This is a genomic window from Janthinobacterium breve, assembly GCF_051380895.1.
In the GTDB taxonomy this organism is placed as follows: domain Bacteria; phylum Pseudomonadota; class Gammaproteobacteria; order Burkholderiales; family Burkholderiaceae_D; genus Janthinobacterium.
Genome location: NZ_JBNYXY010000014.1, coordinates 124838 through 141029, shown reverse-complemented (window position 1 = coordinate 141029; position 16192 = coordinate 124838). Strand labels below are relative to the sequence as shown.

The following is a 16192-nucleotide window of genomic DNA, read 5'->3' as shown; positions in this document are numbered from 1 at the left end:
GCGCCGGCCCTGCCCTTGCGGACAAGGACAAGGCCGGCGTCGGCGTCCCCGTGATTATTGGACGCCGCCAGCCGCCGCAACGGCTGTCTGCTCAGGCTGCCAACCGCCGCCCAGCACCTTGTACAAGGTCACCAGATTGGTCGATTTGGCCAGGCGCGCCGTGATCAGGCTTTGCTGCGCCGTGTACAGCGCGCGCTGGGCCACCAGGGCGTTCAGGTAGGACTCGGCGCCCTGCTTGTAGCGCGCGTCGTGGATGGTGTAGCTCTTCGTCGACGCCTCGACCAGCGAGACCTGCGATTGCAGGCGCTCGTCGATGGTGCCGCGCTGGGCCAGCGCATCGGACACTTCACGGAAGGCGACCTGGATCGCCTTTTCGTATTGCGCCACGGAGATTTCACGCTGTACCTTGGCGATATCGAGGTTGGCGCGGTTCACGCCACCATCGAAGATCGGCAAGCTGATCTGCGGGATGAAGCTCCACGTGCCACTGCCCGCCTTGAACAGGCCCGACAGGTTGTCGCTGAGCGAACCGGCCGTGGCCGTCAGCGAAATGCGCGGGAAGAAAGCCGCGCGCGCCGCGCCGATGTTGGCGTTCGCGGCGCGCAAGGTGCGCTCGGCCGCCAGCACGTCAGGACGGCGTTGCAGCACGTCCGACGGCACGCCAGCCGGAATGTCCTTCAGCGCCGTCACGGCGCCGAACTCGGCTGGCGGCAGCAGGTCGGCCGGCACGGGGCCGCCTACCAGCAAGACCAGCGCGTTTTGATCCAGCGCAACCTGGCTCGTGAACACGGCCACGTCGGAACGGGCCGACTCGACACTGGTCTGGGCATCGTACTTGTCCAGGCCGGACGTAGCACCGGCACTGAAGCGGCGCACGGCCAGGTCATACGACGACTGCTGGCTCTTCAGCGTATCTTGCGCCACGCGCAAGCGCTGCTGGTCGGCCACCAGGTTCAGATAGGTGCTGGCCACTTCGCCCACCAGGCTGATCTGCTGCGCACGGCGTGCTTCTTCCGTGCCCAGGTATTGTTCCAGCGCGCTGTCGGACAGGCTGCGCACGCGGCCGAAGAAGTCCAGCTCGTACGCCGAGACGCCCAGGTTCGCCGTGTACTGGCGATTGATGGAGGCTTCGCCGTTGGCGCTGGCATTCTTCGGCACGCGGCTGGCCGTCTGGCCGCCGGAAGCCGACAGGGTCGGGATCAGCGCGGCGCGTTCGATGCCATACGTGGCGCGCGCCTTCTCGATGTTGAGGATCGAGACGCGCAGGTCGCGGTTGTTGGCCAGCGCCAGTTCCAGTACCTGGCGCAAACGCGCATCGGCAAAGAACTCGCGCCAGGCGACGTCCGCCACCGGCTTGGCGTCGGCGGCGGCCGTGTCGGCCTTGTAGGAAGGGCCCGTCGGCCACGCCGTGGGCGCCGGCGCTGCCGGACGCTCATACGTGGGAGCCAGGCTGCAACCGGCCAGCAAGGCCAGTGCCGCCATGGAGAGTAGCGTTTTTTTCATATTAATGCGCATCCTTAGAAAGCGTGATGGCTGGCGAGCCAGGCGTCGCCGGCGTGGCTGGCGCGTCCGGCTTCGAGAAGAAGCCGCGCACCAGCACGAAGAACACCGGCACGAAGAAGATACCGAGGAACGTGGCCGTCAACATGCCGCCCAGCACGCCGATACCGATGGCATTCTGGCTGCCGGAACCGGCGCCGCTGGAGATGGCCAGTGGCAACACACCGAGGCCGAAGGCAATCGAGGTCATCAGAATCGGACGCAGACGCAGACGCACCGCATGCAAGGTCGCATCCAGCAGCGACATACCCGATTCCTGCATTTCCTTGGCAAATTCCACGATCAGAATCGCATTCTTCGCCGACAGGCCCACCACCGTGAGCAAGCCCACCTGGAAGTACACGTCATTCGACAGGCCGAACATCCACGTACCGAGCACGGCACCGATCACGCCCAGCGGTACCACCAGCAGCACGGAGAACGGGATCGACCAGCTTTCATACAGCGCGGCCAGGCACAGGAACACAATCAGCAAGGACAGCGCGTACAGCTGCGGCGTCTGCGAACCGGATTCACGCTCTTCCAGCGACACGCCGGTCCAGCTGAAGCCTATGCCAGGCGGCAACTGCGCCACCATCGCTTCCATCGCATTCATGGCGGCGCCCGTGCTCTGGCCCGGTGCCGGCGTACCCAGGATCTCTACCGACGGCAAGCCGTTGTAGCGTTCCAGGCGTGGCGATGCGTAAATCCACTTGCCGGTGGCAAAGGCCGAGAACGGCACCATCTGGCCAGCGGTATTGCGCACGAACCACTTGTTCAAGTCTTCCGGCAGCATGCGCGATTCGGCACTGCCTTGCATGAACACTTTCTTCACGCGACCACGGTCGAGGAAGTCGTTCACATATGAACTCCCCCAACCCACGCTCAGCACGCGGTTGATTTCCGAGATCTGCAAGCCCAGCGCTGTCGCTTTCTGCTGGTCGATGTCGATCTTATACTGCGGCGTATCTTCCTGGCCGTTCGGGCGCACGCCCACCATGGTCGGGTTTTGCGAGGCCATGCCCAGCAACTGGTTACGCGCCGCCATCAGGGCGTCATGGCCGACACCGCCGATATCCTGCAGCTGCATGTCGAAACCGGTGGCGTTACCCAGTTCCAGCACGGCAGGCGGGGCGAACGTAAACACCATCGCATCCTTGATCTGCAACAACTTGCCCATGGCGCGACCGGCCACGGCCGGCGCTTTCTGCGCCACGTCCTTGCGCAGCGCCCAGTCCTTCAGGCGCACGAAGGCGATACCCGTGTTCTGGCCGTTACCACCGAAGCTGAAACCGGCGACAGCAAACACGGAGGCGACGTTGTCTTTCTCGCTGTTCATGAAGTGGTCTTCGACCTGTTCGATCACTTTCAGGGTGCGCTCTTGCGTGGCGCCCGTCGGCAATTGAATCTGCGTAAACAGGATGCCCTGGTCTTCTTCCGGCAGGAACGACGTCGGCAGGCGCATGAAGACGAATACCAGGCCAGCCAGCAGGATGACGTACAACAACATCGAACGCCCGCGGTGGCGGATCATGCTGCCAACCAGGCCCTGGTATTTGTTGCTGCTGCTGTCGAAGCTGCGGTTGAACCAGCCAAAGAAACCCTTGTTGGTGGCGTGATGGCCCTTCTCGACCGGTTTGAGCAAGGTGGCGCACAAGGCTGGCGTAAAGACCAGCGCGACGACCACGGAGAGCACCATCGACGAGACGATGGTGATCGAGAACTGGCGGTAAATCACGCCCGTCGAACCGCCAAAGAAGGCCATCGGCACGAACACGGCCGACAGCACCATGGCGATACCGACCAGCGCGCCCGTGATCTGCGTCATGGACTTGCGCGTCGCTTCCAGCGGCGACAAGCCCTCTTCGCTCATCACGCGCTCGACGTTTTCCACCACCACAATGGCATCATCGACCAGCAGACCAATGGCCAGCACCATGGCGAACATGGTCAAGGTGTTGATCGAATAGCCAAACGCATTCAGGATGCCGAAGGTACCGAGCAGCACGACCGGTACGGCCATGGTCGGGATCAGGGTGGCGCGGAAGTTTTGCAGGAACAGATACATCACCAAAAATACCAGGATGACCGCTTCCACCAGGGTCTTGACAACTTCTTCGATCGACAGTTTCACGAACGGAGTGGTGTCGAACGCTACCTGGTAGCTCATGCCTTCAGGAAATTGCTTGCTCAGGTTGCCCAGCATGGCTTTCGCCGCATTGGCCGTATCGAGCGCGTTGGCACCCGTTGCCAGCTTGATCGCCACGCCGGTAGCCGCATGGCCGTTGTAGCGGGCCACGGTGTTGTAGTTCTCGCGGCCCAGTTCCATGCTGGCCACGTCCTTCAGGTACACCATGGCACCGTTGGTCGATGTTTTCAGCAAGATGGCGCCGAACTGCTCCGCCGTTTGCAGGCGGCTCTGCGCCGACACGGTGGCGTTCAGCTGCTGGCCCTTGACGGACGGCGTGCCGCCCAGTTCACCGGCCGACACTTCCGCATTCTGCGCCTGCACGGCCGTGATCACGTCCGCCGGGGTCAGGTTAAAACTTTGCAGCTTGGCCGGATCGAGCCAGATACGCATGGCGTACTGCGAACCGAACAGGGTCACATCGCCCACGCCGGCAACACGGCTGAGCGGATCGACGACGTTGGCGGCTACATAGTCGCTCAAGTCGGTCTGGTCCATCTTGCCGTTTTCGGAAATGAAGCCGAACACCATCAGGAAGTTTTTCGTGGCTTTCGACACGACCAGGCCTTGCTGCGTGACAGCCGTCGGCAACAGTGGCGTTGCCAGCTGCAGCTTGTTCTGTACTTGCACCTGGGCAATGTCTGGGTTGGTGCCGCTGGTAAACGTCAGCGTGATGCTGATGCCGCCAGTCGCATCGCTCGACGACGCCATGTAGCGCAAGCCGTCGATACCCTTCATCTTTTGTTCGATGACCTGGGTCACCGCATCTTCCACGGTCTTGGCGGAAGCGCCAGGGTAGGAGCCGCTGATCGAAATCGACGGCGGAGCGATGCTCGGGTACTGCGCGATCGGCAGGCTGAGGATCGAAATCACGCCGGCAAGCATGATGACGATCGCGATCACCCAGGCAAAAATCGGGCGATCAATGAAAAAACGGGCCATTAATATTCTCCTGAATTAGTGGGCGCTGGCAGCCGATGCGGCGGCAGAAGCGGCAGCGGCAGGCGCAGCAGCAGCCTTGGCCGGCACGGCAACGGCCGGGGCACCTGGCTTGACTTTTTGCAAGCCTTCCACGATCACGCGGTCGCCTGCGGCCAGGCCGGACGTCACCAGCCAGTCGTTGCCGATCGTGCCGCTGGTGGTCAGCACGCGTTGCTCGACCTTGTTTTCCTTGTTCAGGATCAAGGCAGTTGCCTGGCCCTTCTGGTTGCGCGTCACGCCCACTTGCGGCACGGTAATGGCTTTTTCATCCACGCCCGTTTCCAGCTGCGCACGCACGTACATGCCTGGCAACAATTCGCCTTTCGGGTTCGGGAACAGCGCGCGCAAGATCACGTTGCCGGTGGTCGGATCGACCGTCACGCCGGCGAACTGCAGCTTGCCCGATTCGCTGTATTTGCTGCCGTCCGGCAAGAGCAGGTCCACCTTGGCCTGGCCTTCGCCCACTTTCTTCAGCGAACCGTCAGCCATCTGGCGTTTCAGGCGCAGCAGGTCGGTGCTCGATTGGGTCACGTCGACATACATCGGGTCGAGTTGCTGCACGGTCGTCAGCGCTTCGGCCTGGCCCGCCGTGACCAGCGCACCGGCCGTCACGCTCGAGCGGCTGGTGCGGCCGCTGATCGGTGCCGTCACGGTGCTGTATTTCAGGTTGATGTTGGCCGATTCCAGTGCCGCGGTAGCGGACTCGACATCTGCCTTGGCTTGCTCGAACGCAGCGACGGCATCATCGTATTCCTGGCGGCTCACGCCTTCGATGGCAACCAGTTCCTTGTAGCGGGAGGCTTTCGGGCCGGCCGTCAGCAGGTTGGCCTTGGCTTTCGACAGCGCGGCCTTGGCTGAGTTATAGGCAGCCTGGTAGGTGGCCGAATCGATCTGGTACAGGGCCGTACCCGCTTTCACATCGCTACCCTCGACAAACAGGCGCTTCTGGATCAAGCCACCGACTTGCGGGCGCACATCGGCGACCTGATAGGCATTCGTGCGGCCGGGCAATTCGGCGCTCATCGGCAACGCGGCCGGATTAACAGTAAACACGACCACCTGTGGCGCTTGCTGCGCGTGAGGTGCTTCCTGTTTTTTACTGCAGCCGGCCATGATTACAGTGGCGCACAGAACGGCAATAGCGCCGCTCGTACGCGGCGACGTCAAGGAAAAGGTTGGTTGCATCTTGGACTTTCTGAAAAAGAAGCTGGCTAGTGTCGTTAGAAATGACTAAATTTATTAACGCAGATCAAAGAATGAACGATCATTCTAAAATCGTCAAGCATCGTTACAATTGAAACATAGTAACTATCAAGCGAATTAAATTATCAGTACAGCAATAAATCGAGGACAGCAACAGCGTCGGCACACCAGCAAAGTCAAACAAAGACCTGGTGGGCGGCGCAATATGGCAAAGCGGGAAGCTTGGATTGAATGAATACTGTAGCAGGGTAATCCGTTTTTTGCTGAAGCGGCGATCATGTGTGCAACACTTCCCGGCACGGCCAAGCCCGGCGCCATGAATATTTACCAATGGTATCGAAAAGACATGCCACGACAGACGCGCTAATATACTGGCCACAGCGTGGCACAGCGGGGGCGCGATGATGACAGCACAGGCGCAAGGAATGGCGCAACACGAGGACGCGAGCGGCCTGGACGCGCCGCCACTGCTGTCGACGGGTGTTCCCGGCCTCGACACCGTATTGACGGGCGGCTTGCTGGCCGAGCGCCTGTACCTGGTCGAAGGCGTGCCCGGCACAGGCAAGACCACCCTGGCGCTGCAATTTCTGGCTGAAGGCGCGCGCAGCGGCGCGCCCGTGTTGTATATCGCCCTGGCCGAATCCGAGATCGAGCGGCGCCGCGCTGTCGCATGGCTGGGACCTGGCCGGCATCGCCATCGAAGAAGTAGCACCCAGCGATGACATGCTCGACCCGGAGCGCCAGTACACCATCTTCCATCCGTCCGAAATCGAGCTGGCCTCGACCAACCAGCGCATCCTGGCCGCTATCGACAAACACCGTCCGGCCCGCCTGGTGCTCGATTCGCTGTCCGAACTGCAATTGCTGGCGGAAAACCCCCTGCGCTACCGGCGCCAGGTAGTGGCGTTGAAGCAATACCTGGCCAGCCGGCATTGCACCACCCTCCTGATCGATGACCGTTCCCCGCTCGACGACGGCTTGCAAGTGCGTAGCGTGGCCCATTGCGTGATCTCGCTGGAGCTGCAAAACCAGGCGTATGGCAATGACCGGCGCCGCGTGCGGGTGGTGAAATACCGGGGCGTGCCGTTTCGCAGCGGCACGCACGACTACAAGATCGCCCGTGACGGCCTGGTCGTCTATCCGCGCCTGGTGGCAGCCGATACGCGGCGCGATGGCGACCATCGGCGCCTGTCGAGCGGCGTGCCCGAACTCGACACCATGACAGGCGGCGGCCTGGAAGTGGGCACGAGCACCCTCATTTCCGGCCCCGCCGGCAGCGGCAAGTCCACCCTGGCGGCGCAATTCGTGCACGCGGCAACAAAGCGCGGCGAACCGTGCGCCATGTTCCTGTTCGAGGAAGCACGCAGCAAGCTGCTGAACCGGGCCGACAACGTGGGCATGCGCCTGCAGGCGGCGCTCGACACAGGCCTGCTGAACGCACAGCAGATCGATCCTGCCGAGCTGACACCGGGCGAATTCGCCCAGGCCGTGGTCGACGCGGCGGAACGGGGCGCCCGCGTGATCGTCATCGATAGCCTGAACGGCTACATGCATGCGGTGCCCGATGAGCGCTTCCAGAGCACCCACCTGCATGAACTGCTCAATTACCTGGGCCAGCGCGGCGTGGTCACCCTGCTCGTCGGCGTGCAGCAACACATGCCGGGCACTTGCATGACCACCTCGGCCGACGCCAGCTATCTGGCCGACAGCGTCATCATGCTGCGCTATTACGAAACGGAAGGCGAGGTGCGGCAAGCCATTTCCATCTTCAAGAAACGCGGCAGCGCGCACGAACGCAGCAGCCGCCGCTTCGAAATCAGCCCGCAGGGCATCCGCATCGGCCCGGCCCTGGCCGGTTTTCACGGCATTCTGTCGGGCTTGCCCTAGCAATTACCATGGAGCAGCGCATCCTGATCTACGCGCCTGCCGGCCAGGATGCCGCCTTGGCCGGCACGGTACTCGCAAGCAGCGCCATCGCCTGCCACGCCTGCCGCTCTCCCGGCGATCTGGCCGAGCAGCTGGCGCTGGGCGCTGGCGGCGTGCTGACGGTGGACGAAGCGCTGCAAGCAGGCGTCTACTCCGTGCTCGACGCTTACGCCCGGCAGCAGCCGGACTGGTCTGACTTCCCCATCATCCTGCTGACGCACGCGGGGCTCGATTCCCTGTCTTTGCGGCAAGCCATTGCCACCCTGGGCAATCTGACCCTGCTGGAACGCCCCGTGCACATATTGACCCTGATCACGTCGGTGCACGCCATGCTGCGCGCGCGCCAGCGCCAGTACCTGGTGCGCGAGACGCAGCGGCGCAAGGACGAATTCATTGCCAGCCTCGGGCATGAACTGCGCAATCCGCTGGCGCCCATCAAGTCGTCCGTGGCCCTGCTCAAACACCTGTTCCCGGCATCCGAGCAGGTCGGCAAGGTGAGCGACGTGATCGAGCGCCAGGTGACCCACCTGACGCGGCTGGTGGATGACTTGCTCGACGTGGCGCGCATCACCAGCGGCAAGGTGTTGCTGCAGCGAAAGGAGTTTGACTTACAACAAGTGCTCGACCATGTGACCGAGTTGTGCCAGCCTGCGGCCAGCAACCGGCACATCAGCATCGCCCTCGATATGCCGCCGCATGCCATCACGCTGCACGCCGACTATGCCAGGGTGGTGCAGATCTTTGCCAATATCGTCTCGAATGCCGTGAAGTTCACGCCTGACGGCGGCCACATCCACATTACTGCACGCCAGGCGCAGGACCAGCTGCAGGTGGCGGTCGAAGACAATGGCATCGGCATCGAGCCGGACGCCATCGCGCGCATCTTTTCCATGTTCGAACAGGGACGCACGGTGGCGGGCCAGATGACCAGCGGGCTGGGCATCGGCCTCAGCCTCGCGCGCCAATTTGCCGAAATGCACGGTGGCAGCATCGACGCCTACAGCGACGGCCCCGGCCGTGGCAGCCGCTTCATCGTCACGCTGCCGGCCAGCGCCAGCGACCTCCCGGCCGCCACGCCGGCCGCCGCCGGGAGCGAGTCGCCCGCCAGCGCGCACCAGCCGGTGCAAGTGCTGGTAGTGGACGACAACCGCGACGCAGCCGATTCCTTGCAAAGCCTGTTCCAGCTTGAGGGCTATGCCGCCAGCGTCGCATATGGCGGCAAACAGGCGCTGGCGGCCGTTGATATGGCATGGCCACAACTGGTCGTGATGGACTTGGGCATGCCGGACATGGATGGCTATGAAGCGGCACGCCAGATACGCCAGCGTGCGCAGGGACGTGAGGTGCTGATGATCGCCCTGACGGGCTGGGGCCAGGGCGAGGCGCGCTCACGCGCGGAGCAAGCCGGTTTTGCGCATCACCTGACGAAACCGGTGGATTTCGCCGCCATCGCCGCCCTGCTCCGCACACACCTGGCGCAGCGGGCGGGGGCAGCTACGCGAGCGTAATGACGTTTATTTCCACTTGCCGCGCAATTCCTGCACCTTTTGCTGCAGCAATTCCGGCGTGGCGGCCTCGGGCGCCACGGGCATCCCCACGGCCAGCGACAAACGCGAGCGCAAGCCCGCCTTGAAGGCACGCTCGAACAAATGGCCATTGCGGTGGCTCAACAGATGGCCCCACAAGCCGCGCAGGGCCAGCGGAATCACGGGCACCTTGCTGCGCTCGACGATTTTGGCGATGCCGCCCTTGAATTCGCCGAGCTGGCCCGTGCGCGTCAGCTTGCCTTCAGGGAAGATGCACACCAGCTCGCCTTCATGCAGCGCTTGCGCGATATCGATGAAAGCCTTTTCCATCAGGAAAGGATCTTCCTTGGCCGGCGCGATGGGAATCGCCTTGGCCGTGCGGAAAATCCAGCCCATCAGCGGCATCTTGAAGATGCGGTGATCCATGACGAAACGGATAGGACGGGGGCTGGCCGCCATGATGACGATGGCGTCCACATAGCTGACGTGGTTGCACACCAGCACCGCCGCGCCTTCCGTGGGGATGCGCTCGCCATCGACCACCTTCACGCGATGCACGGTCTGGATGAGTATCCACGCCAGGAAGCGCATGAGAAATTCCGGCACCAGCGAGAAGATGTAGGCCGCCACCAGCGCATTCAAAATGGCCGTGACGAGGAACAGCTGGGGTATGGTAAAGCCTTGGCCCAGCAGCACGATGGCCACGCCGGCCGCCGCCACCATGAACAGCGCATTCAAAATATTCATGCCGGCGATCGTGCGCGAAATGTGTTTCGGGTCGCAGCGCGTCTGGATCAGGGCGAACAGGGGCACGATGAAGAAGCCGCCGAACACGCCGATCATGACGATGTCGAGCAAGATGCGCGGCACGCCCGCCTGGCTGACAAACGCCAGCGCGTCGACCACTTGCGTATTCGCATAGGCATTGCTGGCGAAATACAGGTCGATGCCGAACAGCGACAAGCCGATGGAGCCGAACGGCACCAGGCCGATCTCGATCTTGTGGCCGGACAGGCGCTCGCACAGCAGCGAACCGGTGCCGATGCCGACGGAAAACACCGTCAGCAGCAGCACGAACACGCTGTGGTCGCCATGCAGGAAGTCCTTCGAATACACGGGGAACTGGGCCAGGATCAGGGCGCCGTAAAACCAGAACCAGGAATTGCCCAGCATGGCCAGGAAGACGGGACGGTTCTTGCGCGAGAAATTCAGGTTGCGGAACGATTCGGCGACAAAGTTCAGGCTCACCTTCAACTCCGGCTCGGGCGCGGGCGTGCGCGGCACACGGTAGCTGGCGATCAGGCCAAAAATGGCCACGGCAATCGTCGCGCCGGCCACCAGTTCCACGCCTAGCGGCTTGTGCACGATCAAGACGGCGCCCAGGATTTCGCCCAATAAAATGCCAACAAAGGTGCCCATCTCGATCAGGCCATTGCCGCCGACCAATTCCTCGGGTTTCAGCTGCTGCGGCAGATACGCATACTTGACGGGGCCAAACAGGGTCGAATGCACGCCCATGCCCACCACGGCGGCCACCAGCAACCACAGAGTATGCGTCATCCAGCCGGTGGCGGCCACGGCCATGATGGCCAGTTCCATCCATTTGACGAAACGGGCCAGGCCCGCCTTTTCGAATTTGTCGGCCAGCTGGCCCGCCGTGGCCGAAAACACGACGTAGGGCAGGATGAACAGGCCGGGGATCAGGTTGGTGATGGTGGACGGGGCTAGCGTGGTCCAGCTCAGCGCATCGTAGGCGAGGATCACCATCAAGGCCGTCTTGAACAGATTGTCGTTGAAGGCGCCAAAGAACTGGGTCCAGAAGAAGGGCCCGAAACGGCGCTGCGACAATAAGGAAAACTGGCTGCTTTGACTCATGGCATGGGGGACTGGCTATTAAGGAATTGCTAAAATACAGCACTATCTCGCGCACGACAATCTGAATGTCGTCATCTTGCTCGGCATCAATATGAAAAGCCCGCCGCAGCCCCCTGCTTGTCTTGCAGCAGAACAAGGCTCGACACTTGCCCTGGCACGACAAAAATCGCCTGTTTCTTGATAATAAGGTAATGTGCGCATACCGTGGGCGCCTTCGCCCCGCTCTTCCAGGAAAACTGCCCCATGTTTGGATTGATCACGCTGTTCATCCTTGGCTTGCTGATTACCGGCTTCGTGCTGGTGCTGCAGTACCGCAGAAAAGTGGCCGATCTGGAGTTGCTGACAGGGCGCCTGCGCAAGGAAGTCGATCGCATCCACCAGCGCCTGCAAACGCTGGAAGGCCAGGACGAAACGCTGGCTACCGCGCCTGCAGTGGAGACTCCTGTGCCTGTGCCTGTGCCGGTGCCGGTGCCGGTGCCGGTGCCGGTGCCGGTGCCGGTGCCTGTGCCTGTGCCTGCGCCTATTTCCGCGCCTGCAGCGGTGCCGCAAGCGGCCGTGATCGAGCCGGTCGAACTGGCAAAAGTCGCGCCAGCTGCTCCAGCCCCCACATCCGCACCCGTGCCATCGGCGCCACCTCCCCCAGCCAGGCCCGCACCTGCCGCCCCCAACACCCCATCCTGGATCGCGCACCCGGACGGCCTCGTTGCCAAGGCGAAGAACTGGCTATTTACCGGCAACCTGGTCGCCAAGCTGGGCTTGCTGATCCTGTTCCTCGGCGTCAGCTTCCTGCTCAAATATGTGTCGGCGCAGGTCACGGTGCCCATCGAACTGCGCCTGGCCGGCATCGTGCTGGCCGATATTGCCCTGCTGGCCTGGGCCTGGCGCATCCGCACCAGCCGCCCCGGCATCAGCTTGCCGCTGCAGGGCACGGCGCTGGCGATATTGATGCTGGTGACGTTTGGCGCCTTCCGCCTGTATGAACTGATCCCGGCGGGCCTGGCGTTTGCCGTGCTGTTCGTGCTGACGGCGTTTACGTGCCTGCTGGCCGTGCTGCAAAACGCCGTCTGGCTGGCCGTTTTCGGCATCGTTGGCGGCTTTGCCGTGCCCCTGCTCGTGTCGACGGGCAGCGGCAACCATATCGGCCTGTTCAGCTATTACGCGCTGCTCAACGCGGGCGTCTTCGCCATCGCCCTGAAGCGTGCCTGGCGCATCCTGAATGTGCTGAGCTTTGGCTTCACCTTCGTCGTCGCCACCACCTGGGGCCTGCTGCGCTACACGCCAGAAAACTACCTGTCGACGCAGCTGTTTTTGATCCTGTTCGTGCTGTTCTACATCGGCATCGCGATTGCTTACTGCGCGCGCCAGGCGCCGCGCCTCAAGCATTACGTGGATGGCACGCTCGTCTTCGGCACACCGCTGGCAGCCATGGGTTTGCAATACGGCCTGGTCCGGCACTTTCACTTCGGCCTGGCGTTTTCCGCACTGGTTGCCGGCCTGTGCTACACGGGACTGGCCGTGGCCCTGTGGCGCAGGAACGGCTTCCGCCTGCTGGCCGAAGCCTTCCTGGCGCTGGGCATCGTCTTCGGCACGCTGGCCATCCCGTTCGCCCTCGACGGCCGCTGGACGTCCGCCGCCTGGGCGCTGGAAGGCGCGGGCATCGTCTGGGTCGGCTTGCGCCAGCGCCAGACCCTGGCCTGGGCCTTCGGCTTGCTGGTGCAGGGGGCCGCCTGGCTTGCCTTCCTCATCGCCATGCAGGAACTCAATACGGCAGCAGCCCTGCAGGCCAACATCTGGCTCGGCTGCGTGCTGCTGGCCGCTGCCGCGCTGGTGATGGCCTTCAATTTCCGCCGCCACGGCAGCCACTTGTATCCGGAATTCATGAGCAGCCTGTCCGTGCTGTTCCTGACGGCCGCCACGGCCTGGCTGCTGGGCGGCCTCTGGAGCGAAATCCTGCTGCGCACAGATGCCGCCACGCAACTCAACCTGCTGACGGTCAGCGCCCTGGGCGTGGCCGCCCTGCTGGCGGCGCTGGCGCGGCGCGAACAATGGCATGCGCCGCGCGCCCTGCTGCTGGCCGTGCAAGTCCTCGCAGGGCTGGTGCTGCTCAGCCGCGCCAGCTGGGTCTGGGACCAGCACCCGGCCAGCCTGTTCGACGGTTCCTTCCTCAGCGCCCTGCTGCTGGGCGCCGCCGCCTTTGCCAGCGCCCGCTTCCTTGCGCTGCGCGCGCGCGGCGGCGACGAGCTGCTGGCCCTGGTCGCACGGCCCCTGCTGGTCTGGAGCGGCTTGCTGTGGTTTGCCGCCATCCTCGTGCCCTTCACCAGCTGGCTGCTGCGCCTGATCGACGGCGACCTGAGCATGCAACCGCATGCGGGCGAGCACTGGCTGGCGCTGTACCTGATTGCCGTGTCCGTCACGACGCCCGTGTTCGCCCTCTTGGCGCGGCGCCTGGAATGGCCGCAGTTACGCTGGTTCAGCGTGGCTGCCTGGCTGGGTCTGCTTGTGTGGAGCGCCAACCTGCTGCTGGCCTTGTACCTGCACGATTACCTGCCGACGGGCTTGAGCTGGCTGGCCCTGGCCAGCGCGCTGGCGGCCGGCGAATACCTGCTGCTGGCCTGGCCACAAGCGGGCTGGCAACTCGACGTGCGGGCGCTGCGTTTCTTGCATACGCTGCGCACGGCCGCGCCATGGCTGATGCTGTGGCCCGTGGGCGCCATGCATGTCAACGCCTGGCTGGCGGGCCATGAAGGCAGCGTCAGCCCCGCCTGGGCCCGCTACTTGCCGGCCTGGAGCATAATGCTGGCGCTGGCCTGGCTGATCCGCCGCTGCCGCTCAGAGGCCTGGCCGGTGGCGCCGATTGCCGCGTGGTACCAGCGCACCCTGATACCGCTGGGTGCGCTATGGTCGCTGCTCTTGATCGCTGCCTGGAATATTATCGACGATGGCGCCATGGCGCCCCTGCCCTATTTACCACTGCTCAATCCGCTGGACCTGAGCACGGGCTTTGCCATCCTGCTGGCCATTGCCAGCTACCGTTTGCTGCCGGCGAAACAAGTACCGTTGCCCGCCCTGTGGCACGCGCGCTTGCCGGCTGTGGCCGCCTCCTGCGTGTATGTCTGGTTCAACCTGATGCTACTGCGCACGGTATCGAATTACCTGGGCGTACCCTACCGCTTCGACGACATGCTGGCCTCGCAGTTCGTGCAAGCGATGCTGTCGCTGGTGTGGAGCATCACGGCCCTGCTGCTGATGCGCCACGCGGCCCGCCAGCAGCGGCGCCAGCAATGGAGTATGGGGGCAGTGCTGCTGGGACTGGTCGTGCTGAAACTGTTCCTGATCGACTTGTCGAACGTGGGCGGCATCGAACGCATCATCTCCTTTGTCGGTGTCGGCTTGCTGATGGTCTTGATCGGCTACCTGGCGCCCTTCCCCAAGGCTGCTGCGCCCGCGCCAGCCGAACCGCAACAAGGAGCCGCATGAAAGCCTCATTCCTCCTCTGCACGTCCCTGATCGCAGGCGGCGCGCTGGCCGCTACCCCGGCGCCACCGGAGCGGCCGCAGGACTATGGCTGGAGCATGCCAGTGCAGGTGCCAGCCGGCGCAGGCATTGTCCAGCTCTCCCTGCCCCGGGAGGTCTACCTGCACGCCAGCTCGGCCAGCCTGGCCGACGTGCGGCTGTTCGATGGCGACGGCAAGCGCCTGGCCTATGCCATAGTCGCGCAGCTCGTGCAATCGGCCACGCAGCGAACAAACATTCCTGCGCGCATTTTCCCCGTGACAGGCACACCAGGCATTGGCTTGCAAGGCATCGATATCCGCACGGGGGACGATGGCCGGCTGCTGTCGGTCAGCACGCGCGCCGGCACGGCAGCGACCACGGCCGCGCTGCAGGCGCTGATCCTTGACCTGGGCAAGCAGACGGAAGGCAGGCGCATCGCAGCCCTGCGCTTCACGCCACCAGCCAGCACGGACAATTACAGTGCACAAGTGCTGCTGGAAATGAGCGATGACTTGAAACAATGGGATGCCATCGGCACCACCACCTTGAATTGGCTCAGCAACAGCGACACGCAAACCCTGGCCAACGACAGCATCGCCTTCGCGCCACGCGCCTTCCGCTATGCGCGCCTGAGCTGGCAAGCGGGCGAAGCGCTGGCATTTTCTGCGATCACGGCGCAAGCCGTCAGCGAAACGGAAGTTGCCCCGCCGCGCGCCTCCGTCGTGCTGCAAGGCTTGCCCGGCAAGCAAGACCATGAATGGCGCTATGCCACGCCCATCGCCATTCCCGCCGACAGCATCGCCCTGCAATTTACGCAAAGCAATGTGGTTCTGCCCGTGACCCTGGGCGTGTATCGCCAGAACAGCTATGTTCCCCGGCACCGGCTGCACCTGCGCCAGCAGGCGCGTCCCGCGCAAGACGCGTATTTTGATCCTTTGCTGAGCACCACGTTTTACCGCATCGACCTCGATGGCAAGGAAAGGATCTCGGGCGAGCTGGCCATGCCCGTGACGCAGACGGCACAATGGGTGATGCAGACGTCGCCAGAGCAAGCGCTCTCCGCCGGCAATGCACCCACCTTGCGCCTGGGCTGGACACCGGCCACCGTCGTCTTGCTGGCCAGCGGCAAACCGCCCTATCGGCTGGCATTCGGCAGGAGCGATGCGGCGTCCGTGGTGCAGCCGCTGTCGCAGGTGGCGCCCGGTTTCAAGGCCGACGAATTGCTGGCGCTCAAGACGGCCAGCACCGGCCCGCTCCAGGCCAACGGGGGCGCGGCCCCCGCGCCCATCATCGCCAGCGATGGCGCACCATGGCGCCTGGCCGCGCTGTGGGCAGCACTGCTGCTGGGCGTGGCCGTGCTGGGCTTTTTTGCCTGGCGCTTGCTGGCGCAGATGAAACAGGAGCAAACGGACCAGAAGCAAACAGGCAACGGCAAGCAGCGCGACTAACGACCAGCAAC

General features: G+C 63.6%; 9 protein-coding genes and 1 pseudogene. 5 read left to right on the top strand and 5 right to left on the bottom strand.

All coding sequences use genetic code 11. The features are described 5' to 3' along the window. Positions 1-54: 54 nt before the first annotated feature. The 3 genes from adeC to ACQ4W0_RS26370 are packed head-to-tail and all read right to left on the bottom strand — an operon-like array spanning position 55 to position 5893. Complete coding sequence (adeC, locus tag ACQ4W0_RS26380) at positions 55-1503, bottom strand: AdeC/AdeK/OprM family multidrug efflux complex outer membrane factor (protein ID WP_436579443.1); 1449 nt, start codon at positions 1501-1503, stop codon at positions 55-57. A 1-nt stretch (position 1504) separates the two neighbouring features. After that, positions 1505-4669 (bottom strand): efflux RND transporter permease subunit, encoded by a 3165-nt coding sequence (locus tag ACQ4W0_RS26375; protein WP_436579442.1) that lies wholly within the window; start codon positions 4667-4669, stop codon positions 1505-1507. A 15-nt stretch (positions 4670-4684) separates the two neighbouring features. Then, complete coding sequence (locus tag ACQ4W0_RS26370; protein WP_436579441.1) at positions 4685-5893, bottom strand: efflux RND transporter periplasmic adaptor subunit; 1209 nt, start codon at positions 5891-5893, stop codon at positions 4685-4687. A gap of 419 nt (positions 5894-6312) precedes the next feature. Between ACQ4W0_RS26370 and ACQ4W0_RS26365 the strand changes: the two are divergent. The 3 genes and pseudogenes from ACQ4W0_RS26365 to ACQ4W0_RS26355 all read left to right on the top strand — a co-directional run. Next, a pseudogene (locus ACQ4W0_RS26365) lies at positions 6313-6997 on the top strand (ATPase domain-containing protein); the annotation flags it as partial. Between the two features lie 132 nt (positions 6998-7129). Then, positions 7130-7798: an ATPase domain-containing protein gene (locus ACQ4W0_RS26360; protein ID WP_436579509.1), complete on the top strand. Its 669-nt coding sequence runs from the start codon at positions 7130-7132 to the stop codon at positions 7796-7798. Positions 7799-7806: 8 nt separating this feature from the next. Continuing rightward, entirely contained in the window at positions 7807-9345 is a 1539-nt protein-coding gene (locus tag ACQ4W0_RS26355) for a hybrid sensor histidine kinase/response regulator (RefSeq protein WP_436579440.1), read from the top strand. A 6-nt stretch (positions 9346-9351) separates the two neighbouring features. Here ACQ4W0_RS26355 and ACQ4W0_RS26350 read toward each other — a convergent pair whose 3' ends face one another. Beyond that, positions 9352-11238: an MFS transporter gene (locus ACQ4W0_RS26350; protein WP_436579439.1), complete on the bottom strand. Its 1887-nt coding sequence runs from the start codon at positions 11236-11238 to the stop codon at positions 9352-9354. An 86-nt stretch (positions 11239-11324) separates the two neighbouring features. Then, positions 11325-11498, bottom strand: a complete 174-nt coding sequence (locus ACQ4W0_RS26345) for a hypothetical protein (protein ID WP_436579438.1) — start codon at positions 11496-11498, stop codon at positions 11325-11327. Between ACQ4W0_RS26345 and ACQ4W0_RS26340 the strand changes: the two genes are divergently transcribed. Both ACQ4W0_RS26340 and ACQ4W0_RS26335 read left to right on the top strand, forming a co-directional pair. Next, the gene (locus ACQ4W0_RS26340) at positions 11482-14715 is read left to right on the top strand and encodes a DUF2339 domain-containing protein (RefSeq protein WP_436579437.1); all 3234 of its coding nucleotides are present in this window, start codon (positions 11482-11484) and stop codon (positions 14713-14715) included. The genes ACQ4W0_RS26345 and ACQ4W0_RS26340 overlap by 17 nt on opposite strands. Further along, complete coding sequence (locus ACQ4W0_RS26335; RefSeq protein ID WP_436579436.1) at positions 14712-16181, top strand: DUF3999 family protein; 1470 nt, start codon at positions 14712-14714, stop codon at positions 16179-16181. The genes ACQ4W0_RS26340 and ACQ4W0_RS26335 overlap by 4 nt, the downstream gene beginning before the upstream one ends. Positions 16182-16192 lie beyond the last annotated feature (11 nt).

Excerpts from the sequence above, each read along its gene's own strand:
- adeC (WP_436579443.1), bottom strand. The coding sequence starts at position 1,503 with ATGAAAAAAACGCTACTCTCCATGGCGGCACTGGCCTTGCTGGCCGGT.
- ACQ4W0_RS26375 (WP_436579442.1), bottom strand. The coding sequence starts at position 4,669 with ATGGCCCGTTTTTTCATTGATCGCCCGATTTTTGCCTGGGTGATCGCG.
- ACQ4W0_RS26370 (WP_436579441.1), bottom strand. The coding sequence starts at position 5,893 with ATGCAACCAACCTTTTCCTTGACGTCGCCGCGTACGAGCGGCGCTATT.
- ACQ4W0_RS26360 (WP_436579509.1), top strand. The coding sequence starts at position 7,130 with ATGACAGGCGGCGGCCTGGAAGTGGGCACGAGCACCCTCATTTCCGGC.
- ACQ4W0_RS26355 (WP_436579440.1), top strand. The coding sequence starts at position 7,807 with ATGGAGCAGCGCATCCTGATCTACGCGCCTGCCGGCCAGGATGCCGCC.
- ACQ4W0_RS26350 (WP_436579439.1), bottom strand. The coding sequence starts at position 11,238 with ATGAGTCAAAGCAGCCAGTTTTCCTTATTGTCGCAGCGCCGTTTCGGG.
- ACQ4W0_RS26340 (WP_436579437.1), top strand. The coding sequence starts at position 11,482 with ATGTTTGGATTGATCACGCTGTTCATCCTTGGCTTGCTGATTACCGGC.
- ACQ4W0_RS26335 (WP_436579436.1), top strand. The coding sequence starts at position 14,712 with ATGAAAGCCTCATTCCTCCTCTGCACGTCCCTGATCGCAGGCGGCGCG.